The organism is Micromonospora sp. DT48, assembly GCF_049844495.1.
Classification (GTDB): domain Bacteria; phylum Actinomycetota; class Actinomycetes; order Mycobacteriales; family Micromonosporaceae; genus Micromonospora.
This window is the reverse complement of the sequence record NZ_JBNCLE010000010.1, coordinates 133,375-159,124: the sequence shown is the minus strand read 5'-3', so window position 1 is coordinate 159,124 and position 25,750 is coordinate 133,375. Positions and strand designations below refer to the sequence as shown.

Below are 25,750 nucleotides of genomic sequence, written 5' to 3'. Positions count from 1 at the left end.
ATGTTCGAATACGCACCCGCCCCCGAGTCGCGCTCGGTGGTAGACCTCAAGCCCTCGTACGGGCTCTTCATCGACGGGAAGTTCGTCGACCCGGCCGACGGGGCCGGTTTCAAGTCGATCAACCCGGCCTCCGAGGAGGTGCTGGCCGAGGTCGCCGAGGGTGGCGCGCAGGACGTGGACCGCGCCGTCCGGGCGGCCCGCCGGGCGTACGAGAAGGTCTGGGGTCCGATGCCGGACCGGGACCGGGCCAAGTACCTGTTCCGCATCGCCCGGATCATCCAGGAACGCTCGCGCGAACTCGCCGTGCTGGAGTCCCTCGACAACGGCAAGCCGATCAAGGAGTCCCGCGACGTCGACCTGCCGCTGGTCGCCGCGCACTTCTTCTACTACGCCGGTTGGGCCGACAAGCTGCCGCACGCGGGGTTCGGCCCCGACCCGAAGCCGATCGGCGTCGCCGGTCAGGTCATCCCGTGGAACTTCCCGCTGCTGATGCTGGCCTGGAAGATCGCCCCGGCGCTGGCCGCCGGCAACACGGTGGTGTTGAAGCCGGCCGAGACCACGCCGCTGACCGCGCTGCTCTTCGCCGAGATCTGCCAGCAGGCCGACCTGCCGGCCGGTGTGGTCAACATCGTCACCGGGGCCGGTGAGACCGGCCGGGCGCTGGTCGAGCACGACGGCGTGGACAAGGTCGCCTTCACCGGCTCGACCGACGTCGGCCGGGCCATCGCCCGAGCGGTCGCCGGCAGCCGCAAGAAGCTCACCCTGGAACTCGGCGGCAAGGCCGCCAACATCGTGTTCGACGACGCCCCGGTCGACCAGGCGGTCGAGGGCATCGTCAACGGCATCTTCTTCAACCAGGGGCACGTCTGCTGCGCCGGTTCCCGACTGCTGATCCAGGAGTCCGTCGCCGACCGGGTGCTGGAGTCCCTCAAGCGGCGGATGGCCCAGCTGCGGGTCGGTGACCCGCTGGACAAGAACACCGACATCGGTGCGATCAACTCGGCGGCCCAGCTGGCCCGGATCAAGGAGCTGTCCGACGCCGGGTCGGCCGAGGGCGCCGAGCGCTGGTCGCCGCCGTGCGAACTGCCCGACCGTGGCTTCTGGTTCGCGCCGACCATCTTCACCGGGGTCACCCAGGCGCACCGGATCGCCCGCGAGGAGATCTTCGGCCCGGTGCTGTCCGTGCTGACCTTCCGCACCCCGGCCGAGGCGGTGGAGAAGGCCAACAACACGCCGTACGGGCTGTCCGCCGGGATCTGGACCGAGAAGGGTTCCCGGATCCTGTGGATGGCCGACCGGCTGCGCGCCGGTGTGGTCTGGGCCAACACGTTCAACAAGTTCGACCCGACCTCGCCGTTCGGCGGCTACAAGGAGTCGGGCTACGGTCGCGAGGGCGGCCGGCACGGGCTGGAGGCGTACCTCAATGTCTGAGCGCGTCGCGGTACGCAAGACGTACAAACTCTTCATCGGCGGGAAGTTCCCGCGCAGCGAGTCGGGACGGTCGTATCTCGTGCAGGACTCCAACGTGTCGCTGGCCTCGCGCAAGGACGCGCGGGACGCCGTGGTGGCCGCCCGGGCGGCCGTGAAGGGCTGGGCCGGGGCCACCGCGTACAACCGTGGGCAGATCCTCTACCGGGTCGCGGAGATGTTGGAAGGCCGACGCGAGCAGTTCGTCGGGCTCGGCGTACCGGCCGACGAGGTGGACGCGGCGACCGACCGCTGGGTCTGGTACGCGGGCTGGTCGGACAAGCTCCCCCAGGTGTACGGCGGCGCGAACCCGGTCGCCGGGCCGTACTTCAACCTGTCGTCGCCCGAGCCGACGGGCGTGGTGGCGGTGGTGGCCCCCGAGACACCGGCGCTGCTCGGGCTGGTCAGCGTGATCGCGCCGGCGATCGTCACCGGCAACACGGTGGTGGTGGCCGCCTCTCCGTCGGCACCCTTGGCCGCGGTGACCCTGGCCGAGGTGCTGGCCACCTCGGACCTGCCGGGCGGGGTGGTCAACATCCTCACCGGTCGCCTGTCGGAGACCGTGCCGACGCTGGCCGCCCACATGGACGTCAATGCCATCGACCTGACCGGGGTGACCGACCCGGAGGTCGCCGCCGACCTCGAGGTCAAGGCGGCGGAGAACCTCAAGCGGGTGCTCCGCCCGGTGCCGACGGATCACGACTGGTCGGCCGACCCCGGCCTGACCCGCATGACCGCCCTGCTGGAGACGAAGACCGTCTGGCACCCCAAGGGCGCCTGACCCCCCGCAAGATCCGGACAACTTCTCGGAAGTTGCTGGGTCGAGTGGGTGTCGAGGCAGCAACATCGCCGATGTTGCTGCCTCAGCCGGGTTGGGGGTGGTTCTACTACGGGGGGTAGGATTCAGGGGTGACTCGGCTGGGGGATCTTGAGCGTGCGGTGATGGACGTGCTGTGGGACTCCGTTCCCGCCACGTCGGATGGGATCACCGTGCGCGAGGTGGCCGACGCCCTGGACGGGCGGGAGTTGGCGTACACGACGGTGATGACCGTGCTGGACCGGCTGGCCGGTAAGGACATGGTGCAGCGCCGACGGGAGGGCCGAGCGTGGCGTTACCGCGCCTCGGCCAGCCGCGAGGCGTACATCGCCCAACTCATGCTCGACGCGCTCGACCTGGGCGGCAGTCGGGACGCGGCGCTGGTCCGGTTCGCCCGCTCGGTCACCGGCACCGAGGCCGACGTGCTGCGTGCCGCACTCTCGGCGGAGGCCGGGATGGCACCGTCCGGGCCGACGGAGGGCCCCGGTGGTGGGCTCACCGACCGGGTCGAGTCCCCGCCGACCGACCGGGCATCGCGTGCCGGCCGGGCCGACGAGGCCGTGGAGCGGTAGGGACGGCATCGTGGCGTACTCCCTGCACTTCGCCGGCTCGATGGTGGCGTGCTGGCTGATCGCCCAGGTGCTGGCCCGTTCCACCTGGACATGGCGCAGCCCTCGGGTGGCGATCGTCTGCTGGCAGGCGATCGGCCTGGGGGCCGGTCTCTCCGCGATCGGCATCCCGATCGCGTTGGGTCTCGGCCCGTACCAGCAGGGCACCGGCCGGGCCCTGCTCGCGCTGGCGGACGATCTCCGGCACGGCGTCCTGCCCGCCGACCTCGGCCCCGTGCACCTCGGGCTGGTCGGCGTCGGTTTCGGCATCGGGGCGGTGCTGCTGACCACGACGGTACGCAGCGTCCACGGCGCGGTACGCGCCCAGCGCCGACACCGGGACCTGCTCACCCTGGTCGCCCGACGGGATCCGACCGTGCCCGGCGCGCTGGTGCTCGACCACCCGGGCACGGCCGCGTACTGCCTGCCGGGGGTGAAGCCCCGGGTGGTGGTCACTGCCGGCACCCTCAGCCTGCTGGACCGGGCGGAACTGGAGGCGGTGCTGACCCACGAGCGGGCGCACGCGCAGGAGCGGCACGACCTGGTGCTGCTGCCGTTCACCGCGCTCCGCCGAGCGCTGCCGTGGTTCCGTTGGGTCCGCGAGGCACACGAGCGGGTGTCTCTGCTGGTCGAGATGCGCGCCGACGACAAGGCCCGGCAGGTGCACGCGGAAGCTCCGCTGGCCGGTGCGTTGCGCCGGTTCGCCGCCGCCGGGCACCAGATCACCCCGGCCGGCACGCTCGGCATCGGCGACCGGGACCTGGACGTACGGGTGCAGCGGTTGCTGGTCGCCGAGCGCCCACCGCGCCTGCTCGGTGCCGTCGCCCTGACCGTGACCGTGCACGTCGCCGCGCTGCCGATCCTGCTGTTCCTCAGCTGACAACCCTGAACTGACCCTGATCCTGCCGCTCCAGCCACTTCCCGGACCTATATGTAGCGTCTCTACGTGTAGTCTCCCTATCTGAATTGATCACCGTCTCGGGAGAGGCCGCCATGGACACCCTGCTCCTCGCTCGCCTGCAGTTCGCCACGACCGCCTCGGTCCACTTCCTCTTCGTGGCCGTCACGCTCGGCCTGGTCACGCTGCTCGTCGGGATGCAGACCGCCTGGGTGGTCACCGGAAACCACCGCTGGGAGCGGATGACCCGCTTCTGGGGCCAGCTCTACGTGATCAACTACGTGCTCGGCATCGCGACGGGCATCGTGATGGAGTTCCAGTTCGGGCTCAACTGGAGCGGGTTGTCGCGCTACGTCGGGAACGTCTTCGGCGCCCCGCTGGCGATCGAGACGCTGGTCGCCTTCTTCCTGGAGTCGACCTTCCTCGGCATGTGGATCTTCGGTTGGCACCGGCTGCGTCGCGGTGTTCACCTCGCCCTGCTCTACGGGGTCGCGATCACCGCGTACGCCTCGGCGTTCTGGATCATGGTGGCCAACTCCTGGCTGCAGAACCCGGTCGGCTACGAGGTACGCGACGGCGTCGCCCACCTGACCGACTTCTCCGCGCTGCTGACCAATCCGACCCTGTGGACGGCGCTCGGGCACGTGGTGTCGGCCGCCCTGCTCACCGGTGGCCTGCTGGTGGCGGCGATCAGCGCCTGGCACCTGCACCGCCGTACCCCCGATTTCGCGCTGTTCCGCAGCTCGCTGCGGATCGGTGTGGTCACCGCCGCACTGGCGATCACCCTCGTGCAGGGGTTCGGCTTCGCCCAGTTCGCCCCGGTGGGCGGCGCGCAGCCGACCAAGTTCGGCGCCACCAGCCCGCATGCCGAGGAGTTGGTCGCCGAGTGGACCGCCCGCTTCGGTCCGGGCGACTACCTGCCTCCCGTGCTGTCCAGCTTCGGGCTCGGCTTCATGATCCTCATCGGGTTCGCCCTCGGCCTGCTCTGGCTGTTCGTCCCACTGCTCTGGCGGGACTGGATCATCCGCCTCCGGTTCCCGCTCTGGCTGCTGATGCTCGCCCTGCCCCTGCCGTTCGTGGCGCTGATCCTCGGCTGGATCGCCCGCGAGGTCGGCCGCCAGCCCTGGGTGGCGTACGGGTTGCTGCCGGTGGACCAGGCGGTCTCGCCGATCAGCCCCTGGTTGATGGGCACCTCGCTGATCGGCTTCACCCTGCTGCTCGGCACGCTCGCCGTCACCAACTGGGTGCTGCTCGCCCGGCACGCCGCCCGGGGCGCCGCCGACCCCGCTCTCGGCCGCCCACCGGCCCAGCCGCCCGCCGACGACGCCCGCCCCGAACCCGCTTTCGCCTGAGGAGCCGGAGATGGAACTCGCCTGGTATGCCCTGCTCGGTCTCTTCTTCGCCGGCTACCTGGTGCTCGGCGGCTACGACTACGGCGTCGGCCTGCTGCTCGCCCGGCGCGCCGACGCGTCACGCCGACGTGCCGCCCTCAACGCGGTCGGGCCGTTCTTCCTCGGCAACGAGGTGTGGCTGGTGGCGTCCGCCGGCATCCTGTTCGGCGCGTTCCCCGTGCTGGAGGGGGAACTGCTCGCCGGCAGCTACCCGGCGGTGCTCACCGCGCTCGCCGGGGTGATCCTGGTGACCGCCGGGGTGCAGTTGCGCAGCCGTCCGGAGAGCATGCGGGCCCGCACCACATGGGACCGGGTGATCGTCGTCGGCAGCCTGCTCGCCGCACTCGGCTGGGGGGTGGTGCTCGCCGGGTTGCTTCAGGGCGTGCCGCTGCACGCCGACGGACACGTCGCCGGAGTGACGCACCTGTTCACTCCGTTCGCCGCCGCCGCCGGGCTGGCCGTCCTGGCGCTGACCGTGGCGCACGGTGCGACTTTCCTCACGCTCCGGCTGCCCGCCGTCGAGGGCGATCGGCTCCGGCCACTGGCCCGCCGCCTGCTCCGCACCGCGCTGGTCGCGGTCGGCGCGGCCGTGCTCGTCGGTGTCTTCTCCGACCGGGTACGCGCTGCCGCGCAGCGCCCGATGGTCGGCGTACTGCTGGCGGTGTTGCTGGTGGTGGCCCTGCTCACGGCGTGGGTGGCGCTCGGGCGACGCCGGCCCGGTGTGGCTTTCGCGGCCACCTCGGCGGCCCTGGCCCTGCCGGTGCTGCTGGTCGGGGCGACCCTCTGGCCGTACGTGCTGGTGTCGACGGTGGAACCGCACGCGTCACTGACCGTGACCGACGCGGCTGCCAGCGCGCCGACGCTACGCCTGCTGGGTTGGCTGGCGGTGCCGCTGCTGCCGGCCCTACTAGGCTTCCAGGCAATGTGCTGGTGGATTTTTCGGGGACGGATCGACGGCAGGGCACCGGTGTACTGGTGAACCGCCGCCCCTTCGACCCGCGGCTGCTGCGTCGGGTTCCCGCTGCCCGCCGTGACCTCGTCCTGCTCACGCTGCTCGGCGTGCTCGCCGCCGGCCTGGTCGTGGCGCAGGCCACCGCGCTGGCCGCGCTGCTGGCCACGGCCTTCACCGGGCGGCTGGACCGAGCCGCGCTGGCCGGTCTGCTGATCGCCGTCGCGGCCCGCGCGCTGGTGCTCTGGGCCCAGGGCGCGGTGTCCGCGCGGGCGGCCGCCACGGTCAAGGCGGCCCTGCGGAGCGAGCTGCTGGGCGCGGTCGCCCGGCACGGGCCCGGCTGGGTCGCCGGTCAGCGGGCCGGGCAGCTGGCCACCCTCGCGGGTCGGGGCCTGGACGCGCTCGACGCCTACTTCACCGGATACCTGCCGCAGCTCGTGCTCAGCGTCACCGTGCCGGTGGCGGTGCTCGGCCGGATCTTCCTCGCCGACTGGAGCTCGGCGGTGATCATCGCGTTGACGCTGCCCCTCATCCCGATCTTCGGGGCGCTGCTCGGTTGGCAGGCCCAGGCAGCCACCGACCGTCAGTGGCGGCGGCTGTCCCTCCTCGGCGGGCACTTCCTGGACATGGTCGCCGGTCTGCCCACGCTGCGGGCGTTCGGCCGGGCGCGGGCGCAGACCGACGCGGTACGACGGATGGCCGACGGCCACCGGACCGCCACCATGAAGACGCTGCGGATCGCCTTCCTCTCCGCGCTGGTGCTGGAACTCGTCGCCACCCTCTCGGTGGCCCTGGTCGCCGTCCCGGTCGGCATCCGGTTGCTCGACGGCGGGTTGGCGTTGCAGACCGCGCTGCTGGTGCTGCTGCTGACCCCGGAGGCGTACCTGCCGTTGCGGGCGGCCGGCAGCCGCTTCCACGCCAGCATGGAAGGGCTCACCGCGTTGGACGAGGCGCTCACCCTCTCCGGTTCGGCGCCCCCGCCGTCGACGGGCGCGGCGGCGGACCTCGCCTCGCAGGGCGTCGCGGGCGAGGCGGGCCCGCGACCGGACGGACGCGCCGAGATCCGTTTCGAGTCGGTGACCGTCGCCTACGAGCGCACCGTCGCGCTGCGCGACGTGTCACTGACCATCCGCCCCGGCGAGCGCATCGCGATCATCGGACCGAGCGGCACCGGTAAGAGCACGCTGCTCAACGTGCTTCTCGGCTTCGTCAGCCCGACCGAGGGTCGGGTCACCGTCGGCGGGGTCGACCTGGCCGACGCCGACCTGGACGCCTGGCGGCGGGAGGTGGCCTGGGTGCCGCAGCGGGCCCACCTGTTCGCCGCGTCGCTGGCCGACAACATCCGGCTCGGCGCTCCCGATGCCACCCCTGCCGCCCTCGCCGCCGCGATCCGTGCCGCCGCGCTGGACGAGGTGGTCGCCGCCCTGCCCGACGGTCTGGAGACCACGCTCGGCGAGCGGGGGCACGGCCTGTCCAGCGGGCAACGGCAACGGGTGGCGCTGGCGCGGGCATTCCTGCGGGACGCGCCGGTGGTCCTGCTCGACGAGCCGACCGCGCGGCTCGACACCGCCGCCGAGGCAGCGGTGCTGTCCGCCACCCGGCAGCTGGTCGCCGGCCGTACCGCACTCCTGGTGGCCCACCGACCCGCACTGCTCACCGACGTCGACCGCATCCTGCGGGTCGAGGACGGGCGGGTCACCGAACTGACTCCGGCACCCGTCGGGAGCGCCAATGAGTGAGCGAGGTGCGGTGGTGCCTCGTCGTGACCCCGAGCGGCGCGAGGTGCGGCGATGAGCGGCGTACGCCCACCCGAGCTGACCGTGTTGCGGCTGGCCCGGCCGTACCTGACGCGCCTGATCGGCGCCGGGCTGCTCGCCTCGGCCACCGAGTTCGCCGGGCTGGCCCTGATGGCGACCGCGACCTGGCTGCTGATGACCGCCGCCGGGCAACCCCCGCTGGATCGGCTCACCGTCGCGATCGTGGCGGTACGGGCGTTGGCGGTGGGCCGGGGCGTCCTGCGCTACACCGAACGCCTGGCCGGGCACGACGCGGTGCTGCGCCTGGTCACCGATGTCCGAGCCCGGGTCTTCGGCACCCTGGCGGCCCGACGCGGTGACCCGCCGCGCAGCGGGGACGCGCTGAGCCGGTTGGTCTCGGACGTGGACGCGGTGCAGGACCTGCTGCTGCGGGTGGTCGTGCCGGCGACCGCCGCCGGGCTGGTGAGCGTACTGGCCGTCGGGCTGACCGCGCTGGTCTCGCTGCCGGCCGCCCTCGCCCTCGCCGCCGGGCTGCTGGTCGCCGCCGTGGCCCTGCCGGCGCTGGCGACCGCGCTGACCCGACGGGCCGCTGCCGAGGTGGCTCCACTGCGCGGTGCGCTCGCCACCGACGCGATCGACCTGACCCATGGTGCGGCCGACCTGGCCGCCTTCGGCGCGACCGCACAGGCGCTGGCGGCGGCCGACCGACGGGCCCGCCGGTTGGCTCGGCTGGAGCGACGGCTCGCGGCGCTCGGCTTCGCCGTCGACGCGGTCGGGGTGCTGGTCGCCGGGCTCACCGCCGGCACGGTGGTCTTCGTGGCCCTCAACGCCGGAGTCGACGGGGTGCTGGTGGGTGTCCTGGCAGTCGGCACCCTGGCCGCCGTGGAGATCGCCCTCGCGCTGGTCGGCGCTGCCCGCCAGTGGACCGGGCTGCGGTCCGGCCTGGCGCGCGTCGCCCAACTCCTGACCGCCGACGACACCGGCCCCCAGACCGGGCTACCGGCCGCCGAGGCCGTCCCACCCACGACCGCCGAGACGTCCGTCGGGCCGCAGCACACCGCTCCGGCTCCGATGGTCCGGTTCGAGGCGGTGACCGTCCGGTACCGCAGCGGTGCTCCCGCGGCGCTCGACGGATTCGACCTCGACCTGCCACCCGGACGCCGGGTCGCCGTCGTCGGCCCGAGCGGCGCGGGCAAGAGCACCCTGGCCGCCGTGCTGACCGGTGCGGTGACGCCCACCGCCGGTCGGGTCACCCTGGACGGGCGGGACGTGTCGGCGTACCCGCCCGAGGAACTGCCCCACCTCGTCGGCGGGCTGCTCGCCGAGGCGTACGTCTTCCACGCCACCGTTCGGGAGAACATGCTGCTCGGCCGACCGGAGGCGGACGAGGACGCGCTGTTCGCCGCCGCCACCGCCGCCGGGTTGGCGGACTGGGTCCGGGCCCAGCCGGACGGCTGGGACACGGTGGTCGGCGAGGAGGGCGGGCAGCTCTCCGGTGGCCAACGGCAGCGACTCGCCCTGGCCCGTGCCCTGCTCGCCGCGCCCGGCGTGCTGGTGCTCGACGAGCCCACCGAGGGCCTCGATCCGCTCGCCGCCGATCAGGTGCTGGCCAGCGCGTTGACGGCGACTCCCGGGCAGCACTCGGTGTTGGTGATCACCCACCGGCTCAGCGGGCTCGCCACGCTCGACGAGATCGTGGTGCTGGACGCCGGCCGGGTCGTGCAGCGGGGTCGGCACGTGGACCTCGTGGCGACACCCGGCTGGTACCGCGATCAGTGGGTGTTGCAGCAGGCCGCCGAGCACGGTTACCTGGCCGTGTCGAGCTGACCTGTCGGGGCCGTCTCCGGGATATCCCCGAAGCCGGGCTCTCCGCCGGCATGGCAGGGTTGGGGACATGCCGGTCAGGGACGACGTGTTGGTCGAGGAGCACCTGCGGCAGCTCGCCGTCCGGCTTCGTGGACCGCGTCGGCTCCGGGCCGACCTGGTGACCGAGGCTCGACACGGGCTGCTCGATGCCGTCGAGGCGTACCGGGACAGCGGCCTGTCGGCGGGTGAGGCGTCGCGGCAGGCGGTGGTCGATTTCGGTACGCCGGATCAGCTGGCCCCCGCCTACCAGGCCGAACTCGCGGTGGCCGCGCTGCGCGGGCTGTCCCTGCGGGTGGTCGCGTTCGCCGCGACCGCCTCGATCGCCGGTGACCTGACCTGGCACGGGGCGAGTTGGAGCAGCGGCCCGCCCCCACCCTCCGGTTACCTGCTGCTGGCGCAGTCGTTGGAGTGGATCTGGGCCGGGGCGTTCCTGCTCGGGCTGGCCGGGTTGGCGCTGGTCACGGCGACGGCCCGCTCGGCGCGTCCGGCTCTGACCGCCCTGGCGCGCGGCACCGGTGTCGCGCTCACCGGGACCGCCGTGCTGGGCGCGGTCGCCGGGGCCGGGCTGTTCGCCTGGTCGCTTCTGCTGTGGGACGCGGCCCTGACCTGGCCACCGATGCTCCTCGGACTGGCCGTCGCCACCGCCGCCCACATCTGGCTGGGCAGCGCCGCCCGCACCTGGCTGCTGGCCACCCGCTGACGCTCAGAGCGGGGCGGGTGTGGTGCCCGGGTCGAGGAAGCGGCCGACGGTCGAACTGAACTCGCGCCACCCCGACCGCTGGTCGGCCAGCGCCCGCCGACCGACGTCGGTCAACTCGTAGGTCCTCCGCTCCCGCCCGTTGACGGTGCTCCACGCGCTGACCACGTGACCCGCTCGCTCCAGACGTCGCAGTGCCGGGTACACGGTGCCGGTGGGCAGATCGAGACGACCGTCACTGCGTGCCCGCAGCGCCTCGATGATGGCGTAGCCGTGCAGGGCTCCCCGCTCCAGCACCGCCAGGAGCAGGGCGTCGAGGTGTCCGTGCAGCGCCTGGGCGTTCATGCGTAGACACGCTACTTGTTATCCGCGTGACGGGCCACCGGGGTGCGGCCAGCGGTTACCCAGCGCAGCCAACTAGGGTATGTGCCCAGAGTCACTCACCGGCACCAGCGCCGGGGGGTGGTAGCCCGACGCACACGGAGGTCACCGTGGCCCGCCAGTCGCCCCAACGGCCGGATGCCGACGAGCCCGAGCTCGATGACACGACCGGCACCAGCGAGCCGGACGTCACCGAGCCGGCCGACGCCGCCGACGACGCGGCGCAGACCGCGAACCGCGCGCTCTGGGACGAGCTGCGGATCGACCCGGTGGAGATCGCCCTGCCCTCCGGCACCGGCTTCACCCTGCGGGCGTACCGGCCGGCCCGGGAACTGACTCCGACCGACGTGGCCGAACGCGACGCCGACGACCCCTTCCTCGCCCGGCGGCAGGTCGACCCGGTCGAGGACGACGACGAGGGTGACGTCGTCATCCTCGACGAGGACGTCGCCCGGGAGTTCGCCGAGAGCGAGGACGAGGAAAAGCGGGCGCAGCGCGGCGACGACGCCACCGAGGACGACGAGACCGCCAAGGACGACGCCGACGAGGCCGCCGACGACGAGGCGGGCGACGAGGAAGTGCCGATCTTCCTGACCCACCGGGGCCGGCTGCTGCTGTTCAAGACGCCCGAGTCGCTGGTGACCTTCATCCGTTCCGGCGCCCCCAACGACCTGTCTCAGCTGGACAGCTGGAATGAACTGTCCGAACGGGTGGAACCAGCCGACATCGTGCCGCTGGACGATGACGTCTACGAGCTGGACCTCGTCGTGGAGAACCTCCGCGGCGGGCACGACACCTGGGATCCGAAGCTGCTCATCGAGGCCGGCGAGGTGGCCCGCGACCTGTCGTACGCCCTGCGGTTGCCTGCGGTGTTGCACATGCTCTCCGCCGGCTCCAGCCTCGACGACCTGGACGAGGCGCTGCGCGCGTCGATCGGTGGCGGCATCGGCGGCTTCATGGGACGGCGTAGGCTGAAGAAAATCGGGGCACAAACCGCAAGTCTGGGTTGGCGGACCATTGTCGGGAAGATCTCTGCGGTCGTGGACTGGCGCGACTGACCCGCACCAGGGAGCATCAGTCTCTGGCAGAGAAAGCCCTGTGTCCCGGGAGGAGGACGACGCCGTGGCGCTCGTGCGCGTGTACTGCGGTCTGACCTCGGCGGACCCGGCCGACCGACCGGTCTCGACCGGATCGGCGCTGACGTCCGCTGTGGTCGACGACGCAGGCCGTCTGCTGCATGTCTGCGAGATCGGCGACGACCCGACGGGCTACGCCCGGCTGGTCACGCTGCTCGTGGAACGCTCAGGCGGGCCGAGCGGTGCGGCGATCGCCGCCGACAGTGACGATCACACCATCGCGTCTCTGCTCAGCGCCGCCGGCCGTCCACTGGCGATCGCCGACGACGACTCCGTCGACGACTTCGCCGAGCGGTTCGCCGACGACGACTCGCTGGAGGAGATGCAGTCGCCACCGGCTGTGCGGCGGGCCATCGGTCTCGCCCGCGCACTCCAGGCCGGGGCACTGTCCGCGGTGACCCTGCCGGCCCCCCGTGACCTCGCCGGGTACAAGCAGATCCTCGCCGCGCACGCCGCGATGGCCAACGGTCGGCACTCCGCCGCCGTCGCGCTGCGCGAGGTGCTCCGGGAGCTCTACCCGGCCGCGTTGCGCGCCTACCCCGACCCCGCCGACACGATTCCGCTGGCCGTGCTGGACGCGCTTCCCGAGCCGGGCATGCTCACCGACGCGGCCGGTCGTAACCGCGACATCGCGGTCACCGCCGATGCCGTCACCGCGCAGCTCACCGCCGAAGGCGCCGGGGACGCCGAGGCGATCGACGAGGCGGTCACCGCGCTGCGGGTGGCCATCTCCGAGACCCCCCGCCGGGCCACGGTCAACCGGGCCCTCACCTCCGCCGCCGCGGAGACCATCCGGCAGGCGGTCGCCTCGGTGCGGGCCTGCGACGCGGGCTGCGAGGCGCTCGTCGGCGCGTTGCGTGCCCGCACCGCCGGGCCGACGGCGGCATCCGGTCGCCGTGCCGCGATGCGACGCGGCGAGCAGGTCGGCGAGCTGTCCACCAACACCCCCGGCAACCCCTCCGGGCTACGGTCGGTGCGCCCCAACGGGCCCGAGCCGACCGGTGGCCGCCGGAGCCGGCCGGAGCCGGTGCCGGGCAGTGGCCAACCGCCCTCCCCGCGTCCGCTCGGGCCGCCGCCGGTGGCACCCGCACCTGTCGCTCCGCCACCGGTCGCGCCCGCACCGGTGACCCCGGCCGCCGTTGCCGGCCCACCCGCGCTGCCGTCCCGCGCCGAGTCACCCTCCCGTGGGGACGGTCCGGCCAACCGGCCGATCTCCTCGCCGCCCCCGCCGCCGCCCGGCATCACCCCGATCGCACCGGCGCAGCGCGGGAACATCCCGCCCGCCGAGGCCGGCGAACCGTTCCGGCCCACCCTGACCACCGCTGCGATCAACAGCGCGCGGGCCGAGCGTCAACGGACCGTCATCCCGCCCCGGCCGAAGACCAACGGCGAACCGCCGGCACCGACCGGCGGCTTCAGCGCCACCGATCTCAGCGTTCCGGTTCCGACGCCCCGCCCGGAGCAGGAGAAGACCGCTCCCCCCGGGTCCCGCTCGAACTGGCCGCTGGTCAACAACCCGGAGGACCCGGCCGACACCTCCCCCCGTAACCCCGTCGTCGGCTCGTACGACGACGGGGATCGGCGCAGCACCCCCGAGAAGCCAGCCGACCACACTGCCGAACGCCGGGTCACGCCGCCGTGGCTCGCCGACGATCTCCCGCCGGAGCCGCCCGTGCTGCGGCTGGTCGAGCCGCCCCCGCTGGCCGACCGGGCGCTGCGCAACGGCACCGAACCACAGCCGGAGACGCCGCCGCTGCGGCTCGTCGACCGCGGCAGCTCGGAACGCGACGACCGGGCACCCGAACGTCTGGACCTCCCACCCGCCCGCCGTACGCCCGCGCCGCCGGTCGAGCACCGGCAGCCACCGGTCTCCGACGAGGGCGACGGTGACCTGCTGATCTTCGCGCAGGCCCGTTCCGCCTGGTTCGTGGGGCACGGCGAAGAGGCCGACCTGGACTGGTCGACCACGGCCGACAGCGGATGGCAGGCCGCCGAGCAGGCGGCCCGTCCGGCGGTCGGTGCCGAGACGCACGCCGGGCTGCCCAAGCGCGTACCGCAGGCCAACCTGGTGCCCGGCTCGCCGCTGCGCGAGGAGCGTCCGCTGCGCATCGTGCGGGACGCGGCGAGCCTGGCCGAGAACACCACCGGCTACTTCCGCGGCTGGCGCCGGGGGCAGGAGATCGGCGGGTTCGCGGTCGGTGGGCGTCCCGGCCGGGAATCCGCCGGCGGCTGGGACTTCACCCGCGACACCGGTGACCGCGACGACGATCGGGAGTACGAGTACCGCTCCGCCGGGTACCGCTCCTGAGGCTGGCACGACGCCGGGCCGGGGGTGCGGGCAGCGCGCCCACCACCCCCGCCATCATGCCCTTCACCTGCGTGTTTCTTTCCACACCCGGATAATTTGACGCCGGGTCGGCAGGGCCGGGAGCATACCCGCGGAACATCCGGCGGCAGGTCGCCGGGCGGGAAGGCGACTCATGGCGACACCGGCAACCGGCCCATCCGTGATCACCCGGCGCGGCGTACTGGCCGCTGCGGCGGGCTCGCTCCTCCTGAGCGCCTGCGGGCGCGACGGAGACCGGGAGAACGCCGTCACCCGGCCGACCCCCGGCCACGAGCTGGTCATCGGTGCCACTCTGGAACTGACCGGCCCCGGCGCGGCACTGGGCGTGCTTCAGGAACGGGCGCTGGCCATCACCGTGGCGTCCCTCAACGAGAAGGGCGTGGCGGTCGGCAACCTCCGCCGGACGGTACGCGTGGAGGTGCTGGACAACCGCAGCGATCCCCGGCTGGCCGCCCAGCAGGCGACCGAACTGGGCCAGCGAGACGACGTGCACGCCCTGCTCGGTGCCACCCTGGCGGAGACCTCGATGCCGGTCATCGGGGTGGCGCAGAAGCTCCGGCTGCCGTTCGTGTCACTGGCGTTCGGTGACTCCATCGCCGTGCCCCTGGCCCAGCGGGCCTTCATCTACAAGGTCACCCCGGACGCCGGAGACGTGGCCCGGCGGCTCGCCCAACTGATCAGCGCCGAGGGGCTGCGCCGGGTGACGGTGCTGGCCGAGGAGGGACTGCACGGCGACTCGGGCGTACGGGCGATGAGGGGCGCGTTGCGCACCGCAGAGGTCGGGCTGGCTCGCACCGTACGACTGCCCGCCGGCAATGCCGGCCTCGCCCGCGCCGCTGAACAGGCCGTCGCGGCCCGCTCGGACGGTGTGGTGGTCTGGGCCACCGCGCCCACCTCCGGTGCCGCCGCACGGGCGCTGCGGGCCGCCGGACACGACGGTGAACTGTTCTTCGACGCCGGGGCGGTGGCCGACGAGACGCTGGACAGCCGCAACCTCTCCGCGGTCGAGGGTGCCTACGCGGTCCACCCCTCGTCGCTGGGCGGCTCCACCATCGCCAACAGCAGCGCCGCCGGCCGTGCCTACCGCGATCTGGTCGCGTCGTACATCCGCGCCCACGGGGCCTACCGTGGCTTCGCTCCGTACGCCTCGGACGCGCTCCTGCTGATCAGCACGGCGGCCCGGTTGGCCGACAGTGTGGACCGTGGACGGCTCCGGGCCTACCTGCAGAATCAGGTCACCGACGGGCTGGCCGGGTTGTACTCCTTCACGCCCATCCGGCACAGCGGCATGGACCGCCACTCTCTCGGGGTGTACCGGGTCGACGCCGGCGCCTGGAACCGCCTCAGCTGACCACGGTGGGCACCCGAGGGTGCCCACCGTCGACACATCACATCAGGTCGCCCACCAGCGCCCGGTGACGGCGGTGACCGTCGCCGGGCGTTGGTGCGCGATCGTCAGGCGGGAGCGACGGCCCGGGAGCGGCGCATCGTGAGCACGTACTCGACCAGCGAGATCAGCACGTGCTTCGTCGACTCCCGGTTCCGGGCGTCGCAGGCCACCACCGGCACGTCGCTGGAGATGGCGAGCGCCTCCCGAACGTCCTGCGGGTCGTGGTACTGCATCCCGTCGAAGCAGTTGATGGCGACCAGGTACGGCAGCCGCCGGTGCTCGAAGAAGTCGATCGCCGCGAAGCAGTCGGCCAGCCGGCGGGTGTCCACCAGCACGACCGCGCCGATCGCGCCCCGCACCAGCTCATCCCACATGAACCAGAAGCGGGTCTGACCCGGCGTACCGAACAGGTACAGGATCAGGTCACGATCGATCGAGATACGACCGAAGTCCATGGCCACCGTGGTCGTCGTCTTGCCCGGCACCTGCCGGGTGTCGTCGACGCCGACTCCGGCGGAGGTCATGATGGCCTCGGTGGTCAGCGGCGTGATCTCCGAGACCGAGCCGACCAGCGTCGTCTTGCCGACGCCGAATCCACCGGCGATAACGATCTTCGCCGACGTCACGCGCCCGCTAGGGGCCGGCGGCCGGTGCGACATGTCAGAGCCTGCGAAGTCCACTCAGCACCCTCTCCAGCAATTCAGTGCCCACCGCGTCGTCCGAGTCGTCCAGGATGGTCGGCTCGTGGACCGCGACCAGGCCGTCCGTCGCCATGTCGGCGATGAGCACCCGGGCCACGCCGAGCGGAAGCTGCATCCGCGCCGCGATCTCCGCGAGCGACTGCACGCGTCCGTCACACAGCGCGGCGATGTACTGGTGCTCACGGCCTTGGCCACCATTGCCAGTGGCAGCGGCCCGACCGCGCACCGTCGTCTCGACCAACGCCTCAATGGCGATGTCGAGGCGAGGACGGGTACGACCGCGGGTCACGGCGTATGGACGGACCAGCGCACCGGTCGGCTCGTCACGATCAGCCATGTTGCCGCTCACCTCCTTCGTACCCGGCACCGGCTCGCACCGGCGCTATCCGTCGTATGCAATGTTGCCGCCCCGCCTGCCCCCACCGGCTGGCGCGACGATCAACCCATCATCCCCACAGCCGTACGCGGCTGTGGGGTCAGGGCGTCGCCCACCCGGTCAACGAGCAGGGCCATTTCGTAACCGACCTGTCCCACGTCGCAGCTACGCGCGGCGAGCACCGCGAACGACGATCCGTCGGAAATCGACATCAGGAACAGGAAGCCATTGTCCATCTCGACCACGGTCTGCAGCACAGCGCCTCCCTCGAAGCAACGGGCCGCACCCTGGGTCAGGCTGACCAGACCGGAGGCGATCGCCGCCAGCTGGTCCGCCCGATCCCGGGGGAGGTCTCGTGACGACGCCAGGAGCAGGCCGTCCGCGGAGACGGCGACCGCATGTGCGACACCGGGTACCCGATCGGCGAAGTTGGCCAGCAGCCAACCGAGATCCTGCGTACTAGTCATCCTTCTTGCTCCTTCTGCCCGCTCCCGGCCACCGGGCCAGAGCCAGACTGCGAGGATTGCTGCCCGCCCGAAGTTCCCTCCGGGCCGGTCGGGTTGCTGTCCGAGGGGTGACTACGTCCCCGCTGGACACCCCGGTGGTAGGCGGAGAGTAGACCGCGTACCGATTCCGGGTTCCGGCGCTGCACCGAGGTGGTGGGCTTCTCCACCGCCCCGGGCACGAGCTGCGCCATCGGCGTACGTTTCGGCAGCCCGGTCTGGGTGGTGCCAGCCGCCGGTGCCTGGCTGGCGGCGCTGGCCGCCCGCCAGCCGTCGTCGGCCGCAGTCCGCCAGATGCTCTCCTGTTGGGTCGGACGGTGCGAGGGCGCGCTGTCGGCAGCGCCGGGACGGGATCCGCCGCTCGCTGCCGCGCCGTTCCCGCCGGGCGCGCCCGCCCCCGTCGGAGTCTGTGCCATCGGTGCGTTACCTGTCGTCCCGGTCTGGGTCTGCTGGGCCGGCCGGTTACCGACATCGACCGTGGAGAGCTGCTGAGTCGTCGCACCGGCCGTAGCCGCCTGACGCGCACCGGCCGACTCCTCCGGGCCCGGACGACGGGTACGGAACCACGCCGACTCCAGCTCCCGGAAAATCGGCAGCTCCATCGTCTCATCGGCGTACCGCTGCCGGTTCTGGGCCTGCGGCGTCGTGGGCGCCGCCGGTGGTGCCTGCGCCGGCCGTGCGGCCGGGGCCTGCTGCGGCACCCGAGGCAGTTCGGTGGTCATGTCCAGGGCGGCGGCCAACCGCTCCGGCACGGGCGGTGCGGCGGGTTCCCCGGCCACCGGCGGCCAGGCCGGTGGTGCCGGGGCAGCGGCGCTGGGCGCCGCCGAGACCGGCCGCTGCGGCAGCGGTCCACCGGGCGGCGTCGAGACCGGCGAGCCGGAGACGGGCGAGGCCGACACCGGGTGACCGGAGACCGGGGCCGCCGAGACCGGCGGGGCCGAGTACGGCGTACCGGACACCGGGGGCGACGACACCGGGGGTACCGGCGGAGCCGACACCGTAGGCGGGGCGTACGGCCCGGACTCGGGACTGCTGGGCAGCTGGCGCGGAATGTGCGGCGGCTGACCGCCCGGCTCGTCACCGGAGCGGCGCTGCGGCAGCGGGTCGACCGGGTGACCGTTCGAGGTGAGCGGCGCGAAGCCGTTGCCGTTGCCACCGGTGGTGCCGCTGGCTCCGGTCAGGTCGGACCAGGCGGGCAGGTTGCCTCCGCTGCCCACCGAGCTCGGGGTGCCGGAACCGTTACGGTTCGCCGGATCGAAGGGCCGGCCGCCGAGGGTCACCTGGTTACCGGAGCCACCCGGGTTGCGCGGGGTGGGCGGCGCCGGCGGGTGTGCGCTGTTGCCGAGCGCGGCCAGCGCACCGAACGCCGGGTTCGGCCCGGACGCGGGGCCGGCCGGGGCCGGCAAGGCGGCGGGCTGCTGCCCCCGACCGGACAGCGCCCGAGGCACCAGCACGGTGGGCGGCAGGGTGACCTCGGCGACGGTGCCCCGGTCGCTGCCGGGTCGCAGCTCGACCTTGACGCCGTGCCGGGAGGCCAGGCGGGCGACCACGACCAGGCCCATCATCCGGGAGACGGCGACGTCCACCTGCGGCGGCGTGGCAAGACGCTCGTTCAGCTCGGCCAGTTGCTCGCCGCTGATGCCGATGCCGCGGTCCTCCACGTACAGCGAGGCACGGTCGCCGACCCGACGCGCCTCGACCAGCACCTGCGAGTCCGGCGGGGAGAAGGCGGTCGCGTTGTCGAACAGCTCGGCGACGAGGTGGACGAGGTCGTTGACCGCGTGCGCGGCGACCTCGATGTCCCGGTCGATCACCCCGAACTCGATCCGGGTGTAGTGCTCGACCTCGGACTGGGCGGCCCGCATCACGTCGATCAGTGCGGCCGGTTCACGTTGCACACGGGTCGAGTCGGCACCGGCGAGAACCAGCAGGTTCTCGTCGTTACGACGCATTCGGGTGGCGAGGTGGTCCAGCTGGAACAGCTCGGCCAGCCGGTCCGGGTCCTCCTCGCCGCGCTCCAGCCGGTCGAGGTGACCGATCAGCCGGTCGACCAGGATCTGGGACCGACGGGCGAGGTTGACGAACATCGTCGCGACCGACGACCGCAGGGCGGCCTGTTCGGCAGCGGTGCGGACCGCCTCCAGGTGGACCGCGTTGAACGCCTCGGTCACCTGACCGAACTCGTCCTTGCTGCGTACCGGCAGTGGTTCGGCGATCTGGTTGGCCAGCTGCACCGGCGAGAGCTGCCCGGTGACCTGCGGGTCGCGCAGCTTGGCCACTGCCTGCGGCAGCCCGTACTGGGCGATGGAGAGCGCGCCCTGCCGCAGCTCACGCAGCGACCGGGCCATCGAACGGGCCACCAGGAACGCCAGGAAGATGGCGAGCAGCAGCATGGTGAGCAGCAGGCCGGTCTCCAGGAACACGGTGCGCTGCACCTCGGAGCGGAGCTTGCCGGCCTGTTCCGCCACGTCGGAGTCGAACTTCGTCTCCACCGACCGGATCAGCTTGCCGTTGGCGACCAGCGCGTCGTCCCACTGCTGCGGGGTGAACGAGATGCCGGCGAGGTTCTGCGAGTTGTCGGCGTTGACCTGGCTGATGTAGATCGTCGCCTGCCGACGGTCGCCACCGCCGATGGTCTGGGCGTGGAACTCCGCCTCCGCCTCGGTGGCCACCGCGTCGAAGCTCTGCTGCGCCTGTTGCTGACCCGTCTCGCTGGAGATGTAGTCGGTCCGCAGGGTCGAACTCATGCCGCCCGAGATGAGTGCCCGGTGCACGACCACCCGGCGGACGGAGAGCCACTCCTTCTCCCGGGCCACCGCGGCGGCGGCCCGCATGCGGTCGCTCAGGTCGTTGTCACCGGCCAGCTGGCTGGCCGAGTCCCGGACCGCGAGGAGCTGGTTGATCAGCTCGTCGTAGGACTGGAGCGCGTCGGTGATTCGGAACTTCCCGTTGAGCACCTGGCTGCGGGTGCCCGGCAGGTCGCCGAGGCGTTCGTCGATCTGGGCGAGCAGGGTCTGCAGGCTGACCGGCAGGTCGGTGAGGTCGGAGCGCTGCCGGGAGTAGGGGGCCTTGGCCGAGTCCACTCCTGCCGAGACCTCGTTGTAGCGGGTGGAGGCGGTGTCCTTCTGCGCGGCGGTGCTCCGTTGCGGATCCAGGCCGAGCAACAGCACGGCGGCGGTCCGCTCGTCCTGAAGACCATCCACCAGCGCACCGGAGTGGCCGATGAGTTCGGCGAGGTCGCCGGCCCGGTTGGCGTCGTTGAGCGCGTCCAGGTGGTCGACCAGACCGCTGGTACCCACGACGACCGTGGCGATGGTCGGCACGATCATGATGAGACCGAGCTTGGACCAGATCGGCATGTCGCGGAGCCGACCTGCCGGCCGGCGCAGACGCGACAGGAAGGAACCTGCCGTCTTCGGCCGTTTGCTCACGTCACCGCCCTCGTGATTGCAGCGTCCGCGTTGCCCTCGGACAACGCCCAGCAGCCGACCCGGCGGGTCGGACCATCCGAGATTCCATCACGCCGCCACGGAAAGAGAAAGCCCAGGTTGGCCCCAGCCGGAGGTGTGATGAGATGTTGATGCAATTTGATCGCGGTCCGTCTGTTCGGAGTTACTCGAAGTAATGAGCCCCCCGCACCGAGTCGTCCTCCTCGCTGGCCCCTCCGGCTCCGGAAAGTCGTACATAGCGCAACAAACCGGTCTCCCGGTGCTCTGTTTGGACGATTTCTACAAGGACGGTGATGACCCAACGTTACCGAGGCGGAACGGTCAGATCGACTGGGAGTCGCCCGATTCGTGGGACGCCCGGGCGGCGGTCGACGTTATTGACCAATTGGTCAGACACGGCCGCGCGGAGGTGCCGGTGTACGCCATCAATAAGGATCGACGGGTAGCCACTCGGCGCTTCGAGCTGGCCGGTTCGCCACTTTTCGTAGCTGAAGGTATTTTTGCCGCCGAGATCGTCGGGGAGTGTCGGCAACGCGGCCTGCTCGCCGGGGCGTACGCGCTGCGTCGGCCCCGAGGCGCGACCTTCCTCAGGCGACTGGCCCGGGACCTCGCCGAACAGCGCAAGGGCCCCCGGGTGCTGGTACGCCGGGGAGTGGCGCTGCTGCGCGCCGAGCCGGCCGTGTTGCGTCGGCAGACCGGTCTCGGCGCGGAGGCCGCCCGTGGTCGCGAGGTGCTGCGCCGGGTCGCCGGTTTGCTCGCCGCCGACCATCCGCCGAGGGTCGGCTGACCATCGGCGCGGAAGTCGCTCAGCCCAGCAGCTTCGCGTACGCCGGTTTGATCACTTCATCGATGATCTTCAGCCGCTCGTCGAACGGGATGAAGGCGGACTTCATCGCGTTGATCGTGAACCACTGGAGTTCCCGCCAGCCGTAGTCGAAGGCGTCGACCAGCAGGGCCATCTCCCGGGACATCGAGGTACCGCTCATCAACCGGTTGTCGGTGTTGACGGTCACCCGGAAACGCAGGTCTCTCAGCAGCCCGATCGGATGCTCCGCGATGGACGGGGCGGCGCCGGTCTGCACGTTCGACGACGGGCACAGCTCCAGCGGGATCCGCTTGTCCCGCACGTACGCGGCCAGCCGACCGAGCTTCGGCTGCGGGCCGGGAGTGATGTCGTCGACGATGCGGACGCCGTGGCCGAGACGGTCGGCGCCGCACCACTGGATCGCCTGCCAGATGGAGGGCAGCCCGAACGCCTCGCCGGCGTGGATGGTGAAGTGGAAGTTCTCCCGCTGGAGGTACTCGAAGGCGTCCAGGTGGCGGGTGGGCGGGAAACCCGCCTCCGCACCGGCGATGTCGAAGCCCACCACACCGTGGTCACGGTGTCGTACCGCCAACTCGGCGATCTCCTGCGACCGAGCCGCGTGCCGCATCGCGGTGAGCAGGGTGCCGACCCGGATCGGCGTACCCGCCTCGGCGGCGAGGGTGCTGCCCTCCACGAAACCGGCCAGCACCGCCTCGACCACCTCGTCGAGGGTGAGGTCCCGCTCCAGGTGCTGCTCCGGAGCGAACCGCACCTCGGCGTAGACCACACCGTCGGCGGCCAGGTCGAGGGCGCACTCCCGGGCCACCCGGCGCAGTGCCGGACCGGTCTGCATGACGGCGACGGTGTGCGCGAAGGTCTCCAGGTAGCGCTCCAGCGAACCCGAGTCCGCCGCCGCCACGAACCAGCGCCCCAGTTCCGCCGCGTCGGTGGTGGGTAGTTCGTGACCGACCTCCGCCGCCAGATCGACGATCGTCGCAGGGCGCAGGCCGCCGTCCAGGTGATCGTGCAGCAGCGCTTTCGGCGCCCTGACGATGTCCTCGTACCGCAGACTCGTGGTCATGGCTCGACCCTAGTCCCGCCGCTGTGCCGGTGCCGGACCGGTAGGGACAATGGCCAGGTGAACCCAGCAGGACCGGACCCACGGGTGGTCGACCGGCTGCGCTGCCCGGTCTGCGGTGCAGGGCTCGCGGTCGCTCCGGTCGGCACCAGCCACGCATTGCGCTGCCCGCGCCGACACAGCTTCGACGTCGCCCGACAGGGCTATGTCAACCTGCTCACCGGCCGCGCCCCGCACAGTGGCGACACCGCCGAGATGGTCGCCGCCCGGTCGGATTTCCTCGCCGCCGGTCACTACGACGTCATCTCCGCAGCCCTCGCCGAGGCCGCCGTCACCGCGCTCGCGGACTCCCCCACCGACGCGTACCCCTTGGTGGTGGATGCGGGGGCGGGCACCGGCCGGCACCTCGCCGGGGTGCTGGCGGCGGTGCCCGAGGCGGTCGGGCTCGCGCTGGACATCGCCAAACCCGCGCTCCGCCGAGCCGCTCGCGCCCACCCTCGGATCACCGCCGCGTTGGCCGACACCTGGCAGCGAATTCCCCTGGCGGACGCCTCGGCAACGCTGGTGCTGAACGTCTTCGCCCCCCGCAACGGCGCCGAGTTCCGCCGGGTCCTCACCCCGACCGGACGGCTGCTGGTGGTGACCCCGGACACCGACCATCTCACCGAGTTGGTCGCCGCCCTCGGCCTGCTCCGGGTCGACCCGGCCAAGGCGGACCGGGTGGCCGCCAGCCTGGCCGGTCACTTCACCGAGGAGTCGACGACCGTGCACCGGCGGCAGCTGACATTGTCCGGCGCGGAGGTGGCCACCCTGGTCGGGATGGGTCCGAGCGCCTGGCACACCGACCCGACGGGGCTGGCCGCCCGGATCGACGCCCTCGGCGAGCCGGTCCGGGTGACCGTGGCGGTCCGGCTCGGCACCTACCGTCGGAGCTAGGTGGAGAGGTCGACCTCTTCCCAGCCGGGGGGTTCGTCATGGTAGGGCCCGCGCAGGATCACCGCCCACTCCAACGCCCACCGCCGCTGCCCGATCGCGTTGGCGTCCACCAGGCCCGGCAGCGTCCGCCCGGCGCGACTGACCTCCAGGTACGACCAGTCCAGGCAGTAGTGCAGGTCGAGCAGGGCGGCCGCGTCCGCCGGATGCTGTGGCGCGGCCAGGATGCGGGAGCGCCATTGCCGGAAGGTCTCCCCCTCGGCGATGTGCGGCAGCCGCTCCACCAGCCGGTCGTCGGTCGGCATGGTGGGGTCCAGTTGCTTGGTCAGACCGAGCACCCAGGCCAGCGAGAACAGCGCGTCGTGGTGCAGCACGAAGGAGCGGTGGTCGCCCTTGGCTCCGGTGACGAACTGGAACTCCGGCGGGGTGACCATCTCCACCAAGTGCGAGGCGAGCAGCCAACTCATCGCAGCCTGCGGCGGCATGCCGAAGCACCGGGCCAGGATCAGGTGCAGCACGGCAATCCGTGCCTCGATCTCCGCCGTCGGCCGCAGCTCGATGTTGTCGCCCGGCTCCCAGACCAGCGGAAACTGCGGCGGCGGCAGGGGCAGCCGCAGCCGAGCCAGTTCCTCCAGGCTCGCCTCACGCACCGCGCGGGGGTCAGGGGCAGGCACGATCACGGCAACATCCTGTCTGATCACGATGTCTCGGCGCCGACAGTCCCCCCTGGCCTGCGAGAATAGCGGCCCTCACGCTCCGGCACCATGGCCCGGACCAGGGTTTCGTCACTCGATGCGTTCGATCACCAGCGGCGTCACGGCCGGTGGCCGGGCGGCGACCGTCACCGCACGGGCCGCCTCGGCCAGCGCCGCCGGGATCAGCTCCGCCCGCTCGGCCCGCAGCTCGTAGAGGGGCTCCCCGGCACGCACCGGATCACCGGGACGCTTGTGCAGCAGTACGCCAGCTGGCACGCTGACCGGGTCCTCCTTGCGCGCCCGTCCCGCGCCGAGCCGCCACGCCGCCACCCCCATGGCGTACGCGTCGACCGCCGCGACGTGACCGTCCGTGTCAGCGCGGACCACCTCGATCTCGGCGGCCTCGGGCATCGGCGCGTCCGGGTCGCCACCCTGGGCCCGGATCATCGACCGCCAGGAGTCCATCGCCTTCCCGTCGCGGAGAGCGGCGGCGGGGTCGGCATCGGGCAGCCCGGCCGCGTCGAGCATCTCCCGGGCCAGCGCCAGGGTCAGTTCCACCACGTCGGCCGGTCCGCCACCGGCGAGCACCTCCACCGACTCGGTCACCTCGATGCCGTTGCCGATGGCCCGCCCGAGCGGGGTGGACATGTCGGTGAGCAGGGCGACGGTCTTCACACCGTGCGCGCCGCCGAGTTCCACCATGGTCCGGGCCAGTTCCCGGGCGTCGTCGACCGACTTCATGAACGCGCCGGAGCCCACCTTCACGTCCAGCACCAGCGCGCCGGTCCCCTCGGCGATCTTCTTGCTCATGATCGAGCTGGCGATCAGCGGGATGGCCTCGACGGTGGCGGTGACGTCGCGCAGCGCGTACAGCTTACGGTCGGCCGGGGCGAGGCCCGAGCCGGCGGCGCAGATCACCGCGCCGACGTCCCGCAGTTGGGCGATGAACTCCGCGTTGGTCAGCGCCGCCCGCCAGCCCGGGATCGACTCCAGCTTGTCCAGCGTGCCGCCGGTGTGCCCGAGCCCGCGCCCGGACAACTGCGGCACCGCGGCACCGCAGGCCGCGACCAACGGGGTGAGCGGCAGAGTGATCTTGTCACCGACCCCGCCGGTGGAGTGCTTGTCGACGGTCGGCCGGGTCACCGCGGACAGGTCGAGCCGCTCACCGCTGGCGATCATCGCGGCCGTCCAGCGGGCGATCTCCGGCCCGGTCATGCCGTTCAGCAGGATCGCCATGGCCAGCGCCGACATCTGCTCGTCGGCCACCACCCCCCGGGTGTACGCGTCCACCACCCAGTCGATCTGCGCGTCGGAGAGCACCCCCCCATCCCGCTTCACCCGAATAACATCAACAGCCGCAAACCCACTCATCAGAAGATCTTCCCTAGTCGTCCGGCATACCGGATATGTGCATCGATCGCCGAGGGACCACCATGTGGTCACCGTCGCACGGCTGGTGACCCACGACGGGCCGGGGCCGACCGTGCCCGGCGGAGGGATCAAGCC

22 protein-coding genes are annotated in these 25,750 nt (G+C 72.3%); 14 read left to right on the top strand and 8 right to left on the bottom strand.

Annotated elements, in window-relative coordinates:
• The 9 genes from ACLQ2S_RS14110 (at position 1) to ACLQ2S_RS14070 (ending at position 10,453) form a co-directional block, all read left to right on the top strand.
• Positions 1-1,431, top strand: a complete 1,431-nt coding sequence (locus ACLQ2S_RS14110; protein ID WP_425701827.1) for an aldehyde dehydrogenase family protein — start codon at positions 1-3, stop codon at positions 1,429-1,431.
• Complete coding sequence (locus tag ACLQ2S_RS14105; RefSeq protein ID WP_155215162.1) at positions 1,424-2,248, top strand: aldehyde dehydrogenase family protein; 825 nt, start codon at positions 1,424-1,426, stop codon at positions 2,246-2,248. Before ACLQ2S_RS14110 ends, ACLQ2S_RS14105 begins: the two co-directional genes overlap by 8 nt.
• Positions 2,249-2,376: 128 nt before the next feature.
• The gene (locus ACLQ2S_RS14100) at positions 2,377-2,856 is read left to right on the top strand and encodes a BlaI/MecI/CopY family transcriptional regulator (protein ID WP_309222703.1); all 480 of its coding nucleotides are present in this window, start codon (positions 2,377-2,379) and stop codon (positions 2,854-2,856) included.
• A gap of 10 nt (positions 2,857-2,866) precedes the next feature.
• Positions 2,867-3,772, top strand: a complete 906-nt coding sequence (locus ACLQ2S_RS14095; protein ID WP_309222704.1) for a M56 family metallopeptidase — start codon at positions 2,867-2,869, stop codon at positions 3,770-3,772.
• A 113-nt stretch (positions 3,773-3,885) separates the two neighbouring features.
• A complete protein-coding gene (locus ACLQ2S_RS14090) occupies positions 3,886-5,142 on the top strand; it encodes a cytochrome ubiquinol oxidase subunit I (protein ID WP_155215163.1) in 1,257 nt (418 codons plus the stop codon).
• A 10-nt stretch (positions 5,143-5,152) separates the two neighbouring features.
• Positions 5,153-6,160, top strand: coding sequence for a cytochrome d ubiquinol oxidase subunit II (gene cydB, locus ACLQ2S_RS14085; protein ID WP_425701826.1), 1,008 nt, complete (start codon positions 5,153-5,155; stop codon positions 6,158-6,160).
• The gene (gene cydD, locus ACLQ2S_RS14080) at positions 6,157-7,869 is read left to right on the top strand and encodes a thiol reductant ABC exporter subunit CydD (RefSeq protein WP_425701825.1); all 1,713 of its coding nucleotides are present in this window, start codon (positions 6,157-6,159) and stop codon (positions 7,867-7,869) included. Before cydB ends, cydD begins: the two co-directional genes overlap by 4 nt.
• 51 nt (positions 7,870-7,920) lie before the next feature.
• Complete coding sequence (gene cydC, locus ACLQ2S_RS14075) at positions 7,921-9,714, top strand: thiol reductant ABC exporter subunit CydC (RefSeq protein ID WP_425701824.1); 1,794 nt, start codon at positions 7,921-7,923, stop codon at positions 9,712-9,714.
• Positions 9,715-9,781: 67 nt separating this feature from the next.
• Positions 9,782-10,453, top strand: a complete 672-nt coding sequence (locus ACLQ2S_RS14070) for a permease prefix domain 1-containing protein (protein ID WP_425701823.1) — start codon at positions 9,782-9,784, stop codon at positions 10,451-10,453.
• A 3-nt stretch (positions 10,454-10,456) separates the two neighbouring features.
• On the opposite strand, the gene ACLQ2S_RS14065 is transcribed toward ACLQ2S_RS14070, so the two are convergent.
• On the bottom strand, positions 10,457-10,795 hold the full coding sequence (locus tag ACLQ2S_RS14065; RefSeq protein ID WP_155215167.1) for a PadR family transcriptional regulator: 339 nt from the start codon (positions 10,793-10,795) through the stop codon (positions 10,457-10,459).
• Between the two features lie 146 nt (positions 10,796-10,941).
• Between ACLQ2S_RS14065 and ACLQ2S_RS14060 the strand changes: the two genes are divergently transcribed.
• From ACLQ2S_RS14060 to ACLQ2S_RS14050, 3 genes are all read left to right on the top strand, one after another.
• Complete coding sequence (locus tag ACLQ2S_RS14060) at positions 10,942-11,889, top strand: DNA primase (protein WP_425701822.1); 948 nt, start codon at positions 10,942-10,944, stop codon at positions 11,887-11,889.
• A 40-nt stretch (positions 11,890-11,929) separates the two neighbouring features.
• Complete coding sequence (locus tag ACLQ2S_RS14055; protein WP_425701821.1) at positions 11,930-14,275, top strand: transposase; 2,346 nt, start codon at positions 11,930-11,932, stop codon at positions 14,273-14,275.
• Between the two features lie 172 nt (positions 14,276-14,447).
• Positions 14,448-15,665, top strand: coding sequence for an ABC transporter substrate-binding protein (locus ACLQ2S_RS14050; protein WP_155215168.1), 1,218 nt, complete (start codon positions 14,448-14,450; stop codon positions 15,663-15,665).
• Between the two features lie 104 nt (positions 15,666-15,769).
• Here the strand turns inward: ACLQ2S_RS14050 and ACLQ2S_RS14045 are convergent, their stop codons facing one another.
• The 4 genes from ACLQ2S_RS14045 to ACLQ2S_RS14030 form a co-directional block, all read right to left on the bottom strand.
• The gene (locus ACLQ2S_RS14045) at positions 15,770-16,363 is read right to left on the bottom strand and encodes a GTP-binding protein (protein ID WP_155215169.1); all 594 of its coding nucleotides are present in this window, start codon (positions 16,361-16,363) and stop codon (positions 15,770-15,772) included.
• Between the two features lies 1 nt (position 16,364).
• On the bottom strand, positions 16,365-16,742 hold the full coding sequence (locus tag ACLQ2S_RS14040; RefSeq protein ID WP_155215170.1) for a DUF742 domain-containing protein: 378 nt from the start codon (positions 16,740-16,742) through the stop codon (positions 16,365-16,367).
• Positions 16,743-16,843: 101 nt separating this feature from the next.
• Complete coding sequence (locus ACLQ2S_RS14035) at positions 16,844-17,248, bottom strand: roadblock/LC7 domain-containing protein (RefSeq protein WP_013731521.1); 405 nt, start codon at positions 17,246-17,248, stop codon at positions 16,844-16,846.
• Positions 17,245-20,715, bottom strand: coding sequence for a sensor histidine kinase (locus tag ACLQ2S_RS14030; RefSeq protein ID WP_425701820.1), 3,471 nt, complete (start codon positions 20,713-20,715; stop codon positions 17,245-17,247). Before ACLQ2S_RS14030 ends, ACLQ2S_RS14035 begins: the two co-directional genes overlap by 4 nt.
• A gap of 433 nt (positions 20,716-21,148) precedes the next feature.
• Here ACLQ2S_RS14030 and ACLQ2S_RS14025 point away from each other — a divergent pair, with 433 nt between their 5' ends.
• A complete protein-coding gene (locus ACLQ2S_RS14025; protein ID WP_230462279.1) occupies positions 21,149-21,520 on the top strand; it encodes a hypothetical protein in 372 nt (123 codons plus the stop codon).
• Between the two features lie 19 nt (positions 21,521-21,539).
• Here the strand turns inward: ACLQ2S_RS14025 and ACLQ2S_RS14020 are convergent, their stop codons facing one another.
• Complete coding sequence (locus ACLQ2S_RS14020) at positions 21,540-22,619, bottom strand: adenosine deaminase (protein ID WP_155215173.1); 1,080 nt, start codon at positions 22,617-22,619, stop codon at positions 21,540-21,542.
• 57 nt (positions 22,620-22,676) lie between these two features.
• Between ACLQ2S_RS14020 and ACLQ2S_RS14015 the strand changes: the two genes are divergently transcribed.
• Entirely contained in the window at positions 22,677-23,552 is an 876-nt protein-coding gene (locus ACLQ2S_RS14015) for a putative RNA methyltransferase (RefSeq protein WP_309222709.1), read from the top strand.
• Here the strand turns inward: ACLQ2S_RS14015 and ACLQ2S_RS14010 are convergent.
• Both ACLQ2S_RS14010 and ACLQ2S_RS14005 read right to left on the bottom strand, forming a co-directional pair.
• The gene (locus tag ACLQ2S_RS14010; protein ID WP_309222710.1) at positions 23,549-24,229 is read right to left on the bottom strand and encodes a DUF4272 domain-containing protein; all 681 of its coding nucleotides are present in this window, start codon (positions 24,227-24,229) and stop codon (positions 23,549-23,551) included. The genes ACLQ2S_RS14015 and ACLQ2S_RS14010 overlap by 4 nt on opposite strands.
• Before the next feature lie 105 nt (positions 24,230-24,334).
• Positions 24,335-25,615, bottom strand: coding sequence for a thymidine phosphorylase (locus ACLQ2S_RS14005; protein ID WP_155215174.1), 1,281 nt, complete (start codon positions 25,613-25,615; stop codon positions 24,335-24,337).
• Positions 25,616-25,750 lie beyond the last annotated feature (135 nt).